We start from the raw sequence: 13,483 nt of genomic DNA, 5'->3' as shown, positions 1-13,483 counted from the left end.
TGCGGGTTCGGCTAAACGCGTTTTTCTCTTTGTTGAGAGGGCTTTGCTTAGAATGACTAGGCTACACCCCATACGCTCGATAAAAACGCGTTAACTCGAACAAAATTTCACCGCGCAAGGTCAACAGACCCTAATGGCTTCTTTATTAACCAGTCGCACTCAGCAAGTGATAAATGCATTGATCTTAATGTAAGGTTAAATAAGAATGACTCGCTTTTGTATTTACTTGTCATTCCATTCAACCTTGCAAGGAGCCGCAGTGCAAACCTTCATTCAGTCTTCCCCCCTCCCACCGCGAAAAATGATGGCATCTGCCGTCGGTCTGGCGGTGGCGTCACTGGCCGTATCCTCCCAGGCTCATGCGCAACAAGTGACCCAGCTCGACACCATTACCGTGCAGGATGTGCGGGAGCAGGGCTACAAGGCTGAAGAGTCGGCCTCATCCAAGTACGTTAAGCCCCTGCTGGATACACCGCAAACCGTGACGGTAGTGCCGGAAGAAGTGATTAAAGAGCAGCAGGCGCTGAGCCTGAGGCAGGTACTGTCGAACGTGTCGGGCATTACCTTCGATGCGGGTGAGGGCGGCGGCGGCTCCGGCGACAAGATCAATATTCGCGGTTTCAGTGCCAACTCCAACATGCAGATTGACGGCCTGCGCGACAGCAGCCAGAACAACCGTACCGACACCTTCAACATCGAACAGGTGGAAGTGCTGAAGGGCCCCAACTCGGTATTTGGCGGTGCCGGTACTACGGGGGGCGCCATCAATCAGGTGAGCAAGGCACCCAAACAGCGTGACTTCGCCGAAGTGGGGGCCAGCCTGGGTACCGATAATTATCACCGTCTGACCCTGGATGCCAACAAGACCCTGGATGGCGTAGGCGTAGACAGTGCCGCCCGCATCAACCTGATGGCCCACGAAAACGACGTGCCCGGCCGCAACGATATCGACCGCCAGCGCTTTGGTATTGCGCCTTCCGTGACCATTGGCCTGAGCGAGCAGACCCGGGCCACTCTGAGCTACTTCCATCAGCAGGATGACAACCTGCCCGACTATGGCCTGCCGGCCCGGGACGGCAAGATACTGCCCGGTGTAGATCGGGAAAACTACTACGGCTGGCGCAACCTGGACGAAGAAAAAATCCAGTCCGATGCCATTACCCTCAAGTTGGAACACGATCTGAGCGATACCAGCCGTATCGAAAACCAGACCCGCTACAGTCGGGTAGACAGAGACACCACCATTTCAGCTTCTCATGTGAATACCGACGGATTGCCCGCTGGCCGTTATACGCCGGCCGGTCCGCAAGGCTATCGCCGGGATGCCCGGACCGAACTATGGGTGAACCAGACCGGACTGAGCACCGCGTTTGACACCGCAGGGCTTGAGCATGACATGCTGATTGGTGCCGAGATTTCCCGGGAAACCTACGATCTGACCTCCGGCAGCTACAACCTGAGCGGTAACTACCCCGCCAACGGGTTCGATCTGTACCATCCGCCCGGCATCTGGACCGGACCGACCAATTACAGAGATAGCGGTGGCACCGCAGCCGAGTTGGATACCCGCGCGCTCTACGTGTTTGATACCGTGACTCTGCACCCGCAGTGGGATCTGAGTCTGGGGCTGCGTCATGACTGGGTGTCCGGTGAAACCACCGACAAAAACAGCGGCCTCACTACCAGCAGCAGCGATCAGATGTTCAGCGGTCGTGCCGGGCTGGTATTCAAACCGGCAGACAACGGACGCCTCTATCTGGCTTACGGTACTTCCTTCAATCCTTCGGCCGAGGCGTTGGCTACCTCTGGCCGAGTCTCGGGCGAAAACTTGCAGCCCGAGAAAAACAACACCTGGGAGCTGGGCACCAAGTGGGAGCTGCTGGATGGCCGCCTGGGGCTCGACGGCGCCCTGTTCCGGGTCGACAAAACCAACGCCCGGGAGACCAACGAGCTGACCAATGAACTGGAGCTGGCCGGCGAACAGCGGGTGCAGGGCGTCGAACTGGGGTTGACCGGCGAACTGACCGAAGAGTGGAAGGTGTTTGCCAACTATACCCTGCTCGACAGCGAAACCCTGAAGTCGGCGGCCGCGCCGCAGACCGGCGGCCGCTCCGCCGAAGGCCAGCCGTTGGGTAACACGCCGCGCAACAGCGCCAACCTGTGGACCACCTATGAACTGGCCTCCGGTCTGGAGATTGGCTACGGCGCCCGCTATGTCGGCTCTCGTTATGTCGCCTCCGATGTGGACGCCAAAATCGACAGCTACTGGCTGCATAATGCCATGGCCTCCTACCGGGTGAATGAGGCCTTGAGCCTGCAGCTGAACGTGAACAACCTGTTTGACGAGGAATACGTGGAGCGGGTGCGCGGTCGTCCGGGTACCGATACCCGCAGCTCGGCGGTAGAGCTGGGCGACGGTCGCTCGGCGGTGCTGTCCGCCAACTACCGGTTCTGAGCCTGCTCGTTTTTAAGACAAACCACGTCAATGCCCGAGAGGAAGGCTGAAGGGAATGACTCCACCGACCCTCTGCGCCATGGATGGCGCAGCGGAGCCCCCAGGGAGGGGTTTACGGCGTGTCGGTGGAGTCAGCCCTTTGGCCGACCAGATCGAGGTTTACAGACAATTTTGTTATAAGCCCCTCATGGGGCTTTATCCATTTATAACGAAAAGAGTATTTCACCATGATGCTGCATATTCCCGGTGTGCTCGGCGCCGAGCAGGTGGCCGAGTGCCGCCAACGACTGTTGGCCGCCCAGTGGAGCGACGGCAATGTTACTGCCGGCTTTCAGTCGGCTCAGGCCAAGAACAACCTGCAACTGCCGGAACACGACGAGACGGCGCGTGACATCGGCGAGTTGATCACCTCGGCTCTGGCCCGGCACCCGCTGTTTATTGCCGGCGCCTTGCCCGCCCGGATTTTTCCGCCGTTGTTCAATTGTTATCAGGGCGGTCAGTCGTTTGGCGTGCATGTGGATAACGCGGTGCGCATAAACAGGGCTACTGGCGAGTCGATTCGTACCGACTTGTCGGCCACCCTGTTTTTCTGCGAGCCGGATGAATACGAAGGCGGTGAGCTGGTGGTGGAAGACAGCTATGGCGCCCACAGCGTCAAGCTGCCAGCCGGTGATTTGATTTTGTATCCGTCGAGCAGCCTGCATCGGGTAAAGCCGGTGACGGCGGGGGCGCGGATCTGTTCGTTTTTCTGGATTCAGAGCATGGTGCGGGACGATGGTCAGCGCAGCCTGCTGTTCGATCTGGATACGGGTATCCAGCAGGTGAACCAGCAGCTGGGAGCAGGCAGCGAGACCAGCATTCAGCTGACCGGCGTCTATCACAACCTGCTACGCCGCTGGGCACTATGACTCCGAATGGCTCGCAGACAGTGCAAGCAGGAGACGCGGATGTATCAAGGAGGTCAACGGGATCTGCTCCGCCGTCCATCAGCCGACAGGGCCAACAAAGGCTCCTGCAATACTGATACTTCCGCCGTCGATGGCGGCCGGATGTCATGTGCTGAAACGGTGAGTGTCATTCGCCTGAAGCGTGTCGGCGGAGTGGGCCCTATGTTCGGGATTGGCATGACAATCAAACTACGCCGGCAATAAAAAAGGGCCGGTACATACCGGCCCTTAAAGCGAGACAAACGGCTGGTTTAACCGGCCTGTTCTGCCTGCTGCTGCCCGGCAGCTTCATCTGCCTGTGGCTGGTTCAGCGGCATTATGATGTTCATCAGGATGGCGGTGATACCACCGGCGGCGATGCCGGAAGAGAACACGTTCTTGATGAGCTCGGGCATGAACTGCAGTATATCCGGGCGTTGGGAGATACCCAGGCCCATGCCGAACGAAATGGCCATGATGAAGAGGGCACGACGGTCCAGACGCTCGCGGGACAGGATGCGTACCCCGGCGGCGGCGATAGAGCCGAACATCACCAGGGTGGCGCCTCCTAGTACCGGCTCGGGAATGCGCTGTACCAGGGTACTGATGGCCGGGAACAGACCCATAATCACCAGAATACCGGCCACGAAGAAGCCTACATGGCGACTGGCGACGCCGGTCATCTGGATCACGCCGTTGTTCTGGCTGAAAGTCGACACCGGAAAGGTGTTGAAGATGGAAGCCAGCGACGAGTTGATGCCGTCACCCAGCACGCAGCCCTTGAGACGGCTCATGTAAACCGGGCCACTGACCGGCTCACCGGACACTTCTGACGTGGCGGTGGTGTCGCCGATGCCTTCCAGCGCGGTGATCAGGAAGACCAGTACCAGCGGAATAAACAGCGAAGCGTTGAAGCCCAGACCGTATTGCAGCGGAATGGGGAAGGACATGGAGGGCAGAGTGCCTTCCAAGGGTGCCAGCTTACCCAGGTACCAGGCCAGCAGGGTGCCGGTGACCATGGCGACCAGAATGGACGACAGACGAACATAGGGGTTACGGCTGCGGTTCATCAGAATGATGATACCCAGCACGGTACCGGCCAGGGCCAGGTTGTCGAGGGCACCGAAGGTGCCGCCGGACATGGCGTCGAAACCACCGCCGATAGAGGTCAGACCCAGTTGGATCAGGGTCAGGCCTATCAGGGTGACGATGATACCGCTGACCAGCGGCGAGATGACGCGACGGGCCAGATGCAGAAAACGCGACAGAATCATCTCGGTAGGGGCGGCCAGCAGGGCGGTGCCGAAAATGGCGGCCAGCATGGCTTCGGTGGTGACACCGCCGTCTTTCATGGCCAGGCCACTGGCGATGATGGGGCCGAGAAAGTTGAAGCTGGTGCCCTGAATCGACAGCAGACCGGTGCCGACGGGGCCGAAACGTTTCATCTGGATAAAGGAAGCCACACCGGTAATGAACAGCGACATGCTGATGATATGAGAGGTGTCGGCGGCGGGAATACCCAGAGTCTGACAGATGATCAACGGCGGTGTGATCACCGCCACGAACAGCGCCAGCAGATGCTGAATGGCGGCGAACAGAGACTGAATGAAGGGCGGTTTGTCGTGTAGCTTGTAGACCAATTCCTGTTGACTGGTCTTATGGTGCGGGTCATGACTCATGGTGTCTGCGTTCCAGTGGTGTATACAATTTATTAACTAGACGGCCTGATTGTTTTTATGATTGGCTTGTCTGATGGGTCAGCTTTTCTTTATGTGAAGATGTTTAATCTGCGCATGTTGTAATGTGCGACCGAATATTCCTTCTAATAGAGGAAGGTGGCATAGGATACTGGAGATAAATGCATCAGGCCAGTTTCCTGATACTGAGTTCACCCGCTATGTTGTGAACAATGATATTGCCAATGCTTATGGATTTGAAAAAATAATACTCGCTCGGGCCTAATAGGCCCTTGGTGGTCGTCCGTTATTTGCAATAGTGTTACGAATGGTTTTCTTTTAGAATCTCGTGCGCACCGGTCGTGAATGCCAGGCCGAACGAAACGTACGGAGATGAACCATGGAACGCCTTGATGAGCTGCTCCTGTCTTTGCAGGCGCTGCTGCTGAACCCGATGATCGATCGGCTGATCGGTATCTTCGATCTCAATGGTCGTTTCTCGGTGGTTTTTCTCGGCATCTCCTATCTGACGGCGCTGCTGCTCTACCGGTTGCGTCTGCAGGATGGCACCACAACCGCCACTGGCTACTGGCGCTTTATCGGCGGTCGAGAAGTGTTCTGGCACCCTTCGGCACGGCTGGACTATCAGTATTACCTGGTGCGCGGCGTTCTCAAGCTGTTGTTTGTACTGCCGGTGATGGGCCTGGTGGATCCCTATATTTGGGAGTCCCGGGACTATGTGGGGTTTTTCGAGCAGGTCTGGGGCGAGCGGCCCCGGCTGGGTGAAAACATGGGGCTGATGATGCTCTATGGTCTGGGCCTGTTTCTGATCGCGGACTGCGTGCATTACTGGGTGCACCGGGCCTTTCATTGTCGCTGGCTGTGGGAGTTTCACAAGGTACATCATTCGGCGGAGGTCATGGTACCGGCTACCGCCAGCCGCATCCATGTGGTGGAAAAGGTGGCGGAGAAGGTTGCCAAGGGGGTGTTTATCGGCGCCTACGCGGGTGGCTTCTATTACCTCTGTGGCGGCAGCGTAAGCAAATATACTCTGTTCGGCTCCAGCTACCTGGTGCTGTTGTTCAATTCCCTGGCCGCCAACCTGCGGCATACCCATATTTGGCTGTCATTCGGGCCTCTGGTCGAACACCTGATCAACAGCCCGGCCCAGCATCAGATCCATCACAGTAACGACCCGAAGCACTTCAACCGTAATTTCGGTACCAACCTGTCGCTCTGGGACTGGATGTTCGGCACCCTTTATGTCACCGGCTGGCAGCCGGAGCCGCTGACCTTCGGCGCCGGCAAGCCGGAAAATAACCGCTATCGCAGCCTGTGGGCGCTGATATTCCTGCCCTTTATCCTTACTTTCAGCCGGTTACGCGTTCGCCTTCGGTTGCGCCTGGCAGGTCGGCAGCCACCGTTGAACCCGGCCGGCTGAAACAGCGCTGTTCAGTGCCGGCCACCGGGAGTAGAATCGCGCCTTTATTGCTGGAGGTGCCTGTGGAGTTTGAATTTTTTCGGGATCTGAATGGCCATCATAGAGCCCGTTTTACCATGGGCCACGAGGTGATGGGCCAGTGGCTGACCGACGAGGTCGGCATTACCGAGGCGACGGCGCTGCTGGCGACCATCAAGAATCTTGAGGCGGGTGAAGCACAGGAGTTCAAGAAGACGTATCCCGAATGCACCCTGCTGCTGACCCGGGAAGAAGCCGAGCTCAGCGCCCATGCCCTGGCCTTCGACACCGACGAGATGGAAGATGGCCTGGCCTATTACGATGACGAGCTGTACGCCGGTTGCGGCCTGGACGATCTGGCCCGGGTGCTGGAGCAATGGCGGGACTTCTGCAGCAACCGTTAAAGCCGACTCAAAGAAAGGGTAAGCCTGTTTATTGGTCAAACGTCGATTTGCTGCATAAAGAGGCAACAGGGTTGCCTCCTCCGACACGCTTCAAGCACATCCATGTGACGCTCGACACATGCCATCCCTGGCATTTGATGGTCGGCTGAGGCAATCCCTGCAGCCTTTTCCATCATTCTGAGCCGTCCATTGGAGGTGTCATCAGGCGACTCCGTTGGCCGAACCGCCAGCTGATCCCGCAGTTGTACCGGTTCTTGTTGGCGCCCATTTATGCGGTGCGCACCTCCCGACAGTTGCGCATTAACAAGCGCACTACAAACTCCACAATCATGATTGTTTTTCTATAGCTTAACGCTTACACCTTCACCTTCCCCCGTCCGCTTTTGATTTTTCCTCTGAGCGTCTTGCTGTCGGCGCGTTTGCGTTTGGCGGCCTTGCTCGGCTTGGTAGGGCGGCGCACCTTTACCGGCTTGCCGGCTTGTTGCAGCAGGGCGAGCAGGGCTTCCCTGGCGGTTTCCTTGTTCATCAGCTGGCTGCGATGGCTCTCGACACGGATCATGATCCAGCCCGAGGCCAGTATCCGGTTGTCTTTCATTTGCCGCAGGGCGGCCTTGTAGGTGTCGGGCAGGCTGGGGCTGTTGGCGTAGTCGAAACGCAGCTGTACCGCCGAGTCGGTCTTGTTCACATGCTGGCCGCCGGGTCCGCTGGCGCGCATGGTGATAAATTCCAGTTCCTGCTCGGGGAGTTGCACCCGGGCCGATAGAGATAACATGGTGACTCCGTTGCACCACCTTGGTGCCTTTAGTGTATCTACTGCACCAGCATCATATCACGGTGCTCAAATCAATCCGTAGATTAAGATTAAATCATTGAAAATAAAGGAATAAAAAACTGGCACGAAGCTTGTTTGTCTTTAATTAATCCAGACACACAAGGAAGCTCGCCATGAAAATGATTTGCGCCATTATCAAACCTTTCAAGCTCGATGACGTGCGATCGGCACTGGCTCATGTCGGCATCGACGGCATGACGGTGACGGAAGTGAAAGGATTCGGTCGCCAGAAGGGGCACACAGAGCTGTATCGCGGGGCCGAATACACGGTGGATTTTCTGCCCAAGATCAAACTGGAAATCGCCACTCAGAGTGACCAGGTGGAGCTGGTGATTGAAGCGATTACCGAAACCGCCTACACCGGCAAGATCGGCGACGGCAAGATTTTTGTTTATGACCTGCATCAAACCGTACGCATCCGTACCGGTGAGCGGGATATGGAAGCCATTTAAGCGAGGGAAAGCATAATGGATACTTTAACCGAAATGAAGTTTGCCCTGGACACCTTTTATTTTCTGATGTCCGGCGTGCTGGTGATGTGGATGGCGGCGGGGTTTGCCATGCTGGAGGCGGGCCTGGTACGCGCCAAGAATACCACCGAGATCCTGACCAAGAATATTCTGCTGTTTGCCATTGCCTGCACCATGTACCTGCTGGTGGGTTATAACATCATGTATGTAGACAATGCCGAAGGTGGCTGGCTGCCGAGCCTGGGCGGCTTGATCGGCAGCCAGGCCGATGACGCCGACCATGCTCTGGAAGCCGACTTCTTCTTTCAGGTGGTGTTCGTCGCCACCGCCATGTCCATCGTCTCCGGGGCCGTGGCCGAGCGGATGAAGCTGTGGGCTTTCCTGGCATTCTCGGTGGTACTGACCGCCTTTATTTACCCGGTAGAAGGCTACTGGACCTGGGGCGGTGGTTTCCTGTCCGAGTGGGGATTCACCGACTTTGCCGGCTCCGGCATAGTGCACCTGGCGGGGGCGTGTGCGGCGCTGGCCGGGGTGCTGCTGCTGGGAGCACGCAAGGGCAAGTACGGTAACAACGGTGAAATTCACCCCATTCCCGGTTCCAACATGCCGCTGGCGACCCTGGGTACCTTTATTCTGTGGATGGGCTGGTTCGGCTTCAACGGTGGTTCTCAACTGCTGCTGTCCGATGTGGAAAACTCTACCGCCGTGGCCAGGATTTTCGTCAACACCAACGCCGCCGCCGCCACCGGCGCCATCGGCGCCCTGGTGGTGACCAAGCTGACCTGGGGCAAGGCCGATCTGACCATGATTCTCAACGGTGCTTTGGCCGGATTGGTGGCCATTACCGCCGATCCGCTTTCACCTAGCCACCTGTGGGCCGCAGGTATCGGCCTGCTGGCGGGCATAGTGGTGGTCTATGCCATAGTGGTGCTGGACAAGCTGCGTATCGATGATCCTGTTGGCGCCATTTCGGTACACGGTGTCTGTGGGGTGCTGGGGCTCTTGCTGGTGCCGGTGGCCAATCCCGATGCCTCCCTGTGGGGTCAGTTGGCCGGCATCCTGGTGATTGGAGGCTGGGTATTCGGCGCCAGCCTGCTGGTCTGGTCTCTGCTCAAGCAGATCTTGGGCATTCGAGTGACCGAAGAGGATGAACTCTCGGGTATGGACAGGATTGACTGTGGCATCGACGCCTACCCCGAGTTCGTGACCCTGAAGCGCCATTGAGTCACGTTATCGTGCCAACATCGTCGGGACTGATAGATGCAGGGGAGGCCATGAGGCCTCCTTTTTTTGTCTGGTAGCCGATCCAGCGCAAGGACGTCTCGGCCGAAGGAGGTAATAATATTGCGGATGAAAACTTTTATTATTCGGATGTCAGTTGCTTATTGATTCCGGGTCGCGTCCGGGTATACTTCTAAACGTTAATTATTCTCACTCAACTAAATGGATCTGGATGATGTCTAAGAAATTTTTCCTGTCGGCGGCGGCTCTGCTGGTTTCCAGCTTCACCAGCCAGGCCTTTGCCGAAGAAGTTAATGTTTACTCCAATCGGCAGGACTTTCTGATCAAGCCGATCATCGACACCTTTACCAAGGAAACCGGTATCGACGTCAATGTGGTGTTCATCAAGGACGGTATGGGTGAGCGTCTGCAGCGCGAAGGTCGCCTGTCACCGGCCGATCTGGTGCTGACCGTCGATGTCAGCCGCCTGATGGACGTAGTCGACAAGGATCTGACCCAGTCAGTCGAAAGCAAGGTGCTGGAAGAGAACATTCCGTCCCAGTACCGCGATGCAGACGGCAAGTGGTTTGCCCTCACCACCCGCGCCCGCGCCATCTACAGCTCGGTCGAGCGGGTGGGCAAGCGTGACGATATCACCTATGAAGAGCTGGCCGATCCCAAATACAAGGGCAAAATCTGTACCCGCAGCGGCAAGCACCCTTACAACGTGGCGCTGACCGCTTCCATGATTGACGAGCACGGCGTTGAATATACCAGGACCTGGCTGGAAGGCCTGAAAGCCAACCTGGCGCAGAAGCCTCAGGGCGGTGACCGGGATCAGGTCAAGGCCATCCGTGATGGTGTCTGTGATTATGCCCTGGGCAACAGCTACTACTACGGCGTCATGCTGACCAACGACAAGCAGCGCGAATGGGCCGAATCCTCCTATATCAACTTCCCCAATCAGGCTGATCGCGGCACCCACGTCAACATCTCTGCCGTGGCCCTGGCCAAGCATGCCAAGAACAAGGATGCAGCCGTCAAGCTGATGGAATTCCTGGCCGGCGACGAGGCGCAGCACCTGTATGCCTCCGCCAACCATGAGTATCCGGTCAAGCCCGGCGTGGAGCCGTCCGAACTGGTGAAGAGCTGGGGTGACTTCAAGTCCGACACTCGTCCGTTGACCGATGTGGCAAAACATGCCAAAGAAGCGGTGCAATTGATGGACGAAGTCCAATACGATCTGTAAAAAGACGGGGGTCAGTCCCCCGTTCCGAGTTGTAGATGAAAAGACCTGGTTGGACGGTCGGCAGCTGGGCCCTGGCCCTGCTGCTGACCTTGCCTGTGATGGCATTATTATATGAAGCACTGTTACCTGCAGAAGACCTCTTCCGTCATCTGTGGGGAACGGTGCTTCCTGCGTATATCAACAATACCTTCTGGCTGGTGTTGCTGGTCATGGTGTTCAGTCTGCTGTGCGGGGTGCCTGCCGCCTGGCTGATGTCCATGTGCGAGCTTCCCGGCAAACGCTGGCTGCAATGGGCTCTGATCCTGCCTCTGGCCATGCCTTCCTACATCGTTGCCTTCGTTTATACCGATCTGCTGGACTTTTCCGGCCCGGTGCAGGTTACGTTGCGCCAGTGGTTTGGCTGGCAGTCTGCTGCCGATTATTATTTTCCGCCCATTCGTACCCTCGGCGGTGCCGCCCTGATGCTGGGACTGGTGCTGTACCCTTACGTTTATCTGCTGGCGCGTACCGCCTTTCTGGAGCAGTCCACCAGCCTGATCCAGTCCAGCCGATTGCTGGGTTGTACGCCCTGGCAAAGTTTTAAACGCGTCAGCCTGCCGCTGGCGCGGCCCTCCATTGCGGTGGGGCTGTCACTGGTGGCGATGGAAACCCTGGCCGACTTCGGCACCGTCAACTTCTTTGCGGTCAATACCCTGACTACTGCGGTGTACGACACCTGGCTGGGCTATGGCAGCCTCAATGCCGCCGCTAAAATCGCCGCCATGATGTTACTGGTGGTGATGTTGTTGCTGAGTGTCGAACGCATCAGTCGCAAGCGACAGCAGGTGTTTCAGAAGGGCATGGGGCACGAACAGGAAACCGGCTATCGATTGAGCGGCGTATCGAAATGGGGCGCACTGGCGTTTTGCTGGGGGCTGGTGATGGTGGGCTTCCTGTTGCCCTTTGTCATACTCTGTTATCACGCCATTCATTATTTTGAACAGGCCTGGAATGCCCGTTTCTTCGAATACAGCATCAACAGCCTGCTGCTGTCGACTCTGGTGGCCGGACTGGCGCTGTTCATTGCCCTCTTGCTGGGCATGAGCCACCGGCTGACCGGAAAAACCAGCACGGTACTGCCGATGAGGCTGGCAAGCATGGGCTATGCGCTGCCCGGCACCGTGCTGGCCATTGGGGTACTGGTGCCGCTGACCGGTCTCGATTTTGCCATTAACGATCTGGCCCTGTGGCTGGGGCTTGACGAGCCCGGCCTGCTGCTGACCGGCACCATGGCTGCCATCGCCTTCGGTTATCTGGTTCGTTTTGGCGCCATGGCGGTGGGGGCGGTGGAAAGCAGCCTCGGCAAGGTGTCGCCGTCGCTGGATATGGTGACCCAGACCATGGGCTATGGCCCGGGTGCCATGATGATGAAGGTGCACATGCCACTGATCCGCAAGGGCATGCTGGCCGGCGCCCTGCTGGTGTTTATCGAATGCATGAAAGAACTGCCGGCGGCGCTGTTGCTGCGGCCGTTCAACTTTCAGACCCTGGCGACCTACGTATATCAGTTTGTGTCCGACGAACAGCTGGAGGTGGGGGCCTTGCCCGCCATCGTCATCGTGCTGGTTGGGCTGATACCGCTGATTTTCCTGAATCGATCACTGGAGCAGCATCACTGATGGCGGCATTGGATGTAAACGGCATTCGCTGTAGTTATAACGGTAATCCCATACTGAATGATCTGTCACTGCAGGTGGCCGAAAATGAAATCATGTGTCTGCTGGGTGCCAGTGGCTGTGGCAAGACCACGCTGCTGAAGGCGGTGGCGGGCTTGCTGCCGGTGACTGAGGGGGACATTCATATCCATGGCCGGCAGATGAACGGCAACGGCGTGGAAGTGGTACCCGAACGGCGCAATATCGGCATGATTTTTCAGGACTATGCGCTGTTTCCACACCTGAATGTGGCGCAAAATGTGGCCTTTGGCCTGCAAAGCAAGGAAAGCAACAAGGCGCGCATCAAGGCTCGGGTGGCCGAGGTGCTGGAACTGGTGAATCTGGCGGAGCTGGGCGGGCGTTACCCGCACCAGCTGTCCGGTGGCCAGCAGCAGCGCGTCGCCATTGCCCGGGCCATGATCTGCCAGCCGGGACTGATGTTGCTGGATGAACCCTTCTCCAACATCGATACCCAGGTGCGGATGCGTCTGATCGGTGAAATCCGGGATCTGCTTAAGGGGCAGGGTATCAGTGCCATTTTTGTCACCCACAGCAAGGAAGAAGCCTTCGCCTTCTCCGACCGGCTGGCGCTGTTCCGCGCCGGCCATATCGAGCAGGTGGGGCGGCCGCAAACCCTGTACCAGCATCCGCAAAGCCGTTTCGTGGCCGACTTTCTTGGTCAGGCCAACTATGTGCCCGCCACCGTGCTCGACAACAGCACCCTGCTGACCGCCATGGGGCCCATAGTGAGTCAGGCGGCATTGAACGCCGACCCCGGTACTAGTGGCCAGCTGATGCTGCGTCCGCGGCAAATCCAGTTGTTGCTGACCGAGCAGGGCAATGGTCGCGTGCTGGAGCAGCAGTTTCTCGGCACCCACACCCGCTGTGTGGTGGAATGCCAGAGCCTGCAGCTGGAAGTGAGCATCAACGAGCCCTTGCCGGCAGTCAGTCAGGTCAGCGTGAAGGTGTTACCCCATGCCCTGACCTTCTTCCCAGACTCCGAAGGTCAGCGTGCCGTCGCCTGAATGTCCCGTTAAGCGACGTCGAGTCCATGCGAGGCTGGCTTGACTCGGGCGCTGTTGTTTGCTTGCTTGTTG

11 protein-coding genes are annotated in these 13,483 nt (G+C 57.7%); 9 read left to right on the top strand and 2 right to left on the bottom strand.

The genetic code is table 11. From position 1 onward, the window contains the following. Nucleotides 1-301 precede the first annotated feature (301 nt). Nucleotides 302-2,455, top strand: coding sequence for a TonB-dependent receptor (locus ACLEIV_RS16090; RefSeq protein ID WP_410457644.1), 2,154 nt, complete (start codon nucleotides 302-304; stop codon nucleotides 2,453-2,455). Nucleotides 2,456-2,682: 227 nt separating this feature from the next. Next, nucleotides 2,683-3,363, top strand: coding sequence for a Fe2+-dependent dioxygenase (locus tag ACLEIV_RS16085; protein ID WP_410457643.1), 681 nt, complete (start codon nucleotides 2,683-2,685; stop codon nucleotides 3,361-3,363). Nucleotides 3,364-3,653: 290 nt separating this feature from the next. Here the strand turns inward: ACLEIV_RS16085 and ACLEIV_RS16080 are convergent, their stop codons facing one another. Beyond that, complete coding sequence (locus ACLEIV_RS16080) at nucleotides 3,654-5,060, bottom strand: uracil-xanthine permease family protein (RefSeq protein ID WP_410457642.1); 1,407 nt, start codon at nucleotides 5,058-5,060, stop codon at nucleotides 3,654-3,656. 397 nt (nucleotides 5,061-5,457) lie between these two features. Between ACLEIV_RS16080 and ACLEIV_RS16075 the strand changes: the two genes are divergently transcribed. Then, entirely contained in the window at nucleotides 5,458-6,498 is a 1,041-nt protein-coding gene (locus ACLEIV_RS16075) for a sterol desaturase family protein (protein ID WP_410457641.1), read from the top strand. Between the two features lie 62 nt (nucleotides 6,499-6,560). After that, complete coding sequence (locus tag ACLEIV_RS16070; RefSeq protein WP_410457640.1) at nucleotides 6,561-6,920, top strand: YacL family protein; 360 nt, start codon at nucleotides 6,561-6,563, stop codon at nucleotides 6,918-6,920. A gap of 355 nt (nucleotides 6,921-7,275) precedes the next feature. On the opposite strand, the gene arfB is transcribed toward ACLEIV_RS16070, so the two are convergent. Next, on the bottom strand, nucleotides 7,276-7,692 hold the full coding sequence (gene arfB / locus ACLEIV_RS16065) for an alternative ribosome rescue aminoacyl-tRNA hydrolase ArfB (protein ID WP_410457639.1): 417 nt from the start codon (nucleotides 7,690-7,692) through the stop codon (nucleotides 7,276-7,278). Nucleotides 7,693-7,865: 173 nt separating this feature from the next. Between arfB and ACLEIV_RS16060 the strand changes: the two genes are divergently transcribed. The 5 genes from ACLEIV_RS16060 to ACLEIV_RS16040 all read left to right on the top strand — a co-directional run bounded on the left by ACLEIV_RS16060 (nucleotide 7,866) and on the right by ACLEIV_RS16040 (nucleotide 13,411). Then, on the top strand, nucleotides 7,866-8,204 hold the full coding sequence (locus ACLEIV_RS16060) for a P-II family nitrogen regulator (protein ID WP_410457638.1): 339 nt from the start codon (nucleotides 7,866-7,868) through the stop codon (nucleotides 8,202-8,204). A gap of 15 nt (nucleotides 8,205-8,219) precedes the next feature. Then, nucleotides 8,220-9,446, top strand: a complete 1,227-nt coding sequence (locus ACLEIV_RS16055; RefSeq protein ID WP_410457637.1) for an ammonium transporter — start codon at nucleotides 8,220-8,222, stop codon at nucleotides 9,444-9,446. Nucleotides 9,447-9,678: 232 nt separating this feature from the next. After that, the gene (locus tag ACLEIV_RS16050) at nucleotides 9,679-10,692 is read left to right on the top strand and encodes a Fe(3+) ABC transporter substrate-binding protein (RefSeq protein WP_410457636.1); all 1,014 of its coding nucleotides are present in this window, start codon (nucleotides 9,679-9,681) and stop codon (nucleotides 10,690-10,692) included. A gap of 35 nt (nucleotides 10,693-10,727) precedes the next feature. Beyond that, a complete protein-coding gene (locus ACLEIV_RS16045; protein ID WP_410457635.1) occupies nucleotides 10,728-12,350 on the top strand; it encodes an ABC transporter permease in 1,623 nt (540 codons plus the stop codon). Beyond that, entirely contained in the window at nucleotides 12,350-13,411 is a 1,062-nt protein-coding gene (locus ACLEIV_RS16040) for an ABC transporter ATP-binding protein (RefSeq protein ID WP_410457634.1), read from the top strand. Before ACLEIV_RS16045 ends, ACLEIV_RS16040 begins: the two co-directional genes overlap by 1 nt. The last annotated feature ends 72 nt before the right edge of the window (nucleotides 13,412-13,483 follow it).

It is taken from the genome of Oceanisphaera submarina, from assembly GCF_046521305.1.
In the GTDB taxonomy this organism is placed as follows: Bacteria; Pseudomonadota; Gammaproteobacteria; order Enterobacterales; family Aeromonadaceae; genus Oceanimonas; species Oceanimonas submarina.
This window is presented reverse-complemented; position numbering and strand designations above follow the sequence as displayed.

What these genes read in the sequence shown, in the direction of transcription:
- ACLEIV_RS16090 (WP_410457644.1), top strand. Translation starts at nt 302, where the DNA reads ATGATGGCATCTGCCGTCGGTCTGGCGGTGGCGTCACTGGCCGTATCC.
- ACLEIV_RS16085 (WP_410457643.1), top strand. Translation starts at nt 2,683, where the DNA reads ATGATGCTGCATATTCCCGGTGTGCTCGGCGCCGAGCAGGTGGCCGAG.
- ACLEIV_RS16080 (WP_410457642.1), bottom strand. Translation starts at nt 5,060, where the DNA reads ATGAGTCATGACCCGCACCATAAGACCAGTCAACAGGAATTGGTCTAC.
- ACLEIV_RS16075 (WP_410457641.1), top strand. Translation starts at nt 5,458, where the DNA reads ATGGAACGCCTTGATGAGCTGCTCCTGTCTTTGCAGGCGCTGCTGCTG.
- arfB (WP_410457639.1), bottom strand. Translation starts at nt 7,692, where the DNA reads ATGTTATCTCTATCGGCCCGGGTGCAACTCCCCGAGCAGGAACTGGAA.
- ACLEIV_RS16060 (WP_410457638.1), top strand. Translation starts at nt 7,866, where the DNA reads ATGAAAATGATTTGCGCCATTATCAAACCTTTCAAGCTCGATGACGTG.
- ACLEIV_RS16055 (WP_410457637.1), top strand. Translation starts at nt 8,220, where the DNA reads ATGGATACTTTAACCGAAATGAAGTTTGCCCTGGACACCTTTTATTTT.
- ACLEIV_RS16050 (WP_410457636.1), top strand. Translation starts at nt 9,679, where the DNA reads ATGTCTAAGAAATTTTTCCTGTCGGCGGCGGCTCTGCTGGTTTCCAGC.
- ACLEIV_RS16045 (WP_410457635.1), top strand. Translation starts at nt 10,728, where the DNA reads ATGAAAAGACCTGGTTGGACGGTCGGCAGCTGGGCCCTGGCCCTGCTG.
- ACLEIV_RS16040 (WP_410457634.1), top strand. Translation starts at nt 12,350, where the DNA reads ATGGCGGCATTGGATGTAAACGGCATTCGCTGTAGTTATAACGGTAAT.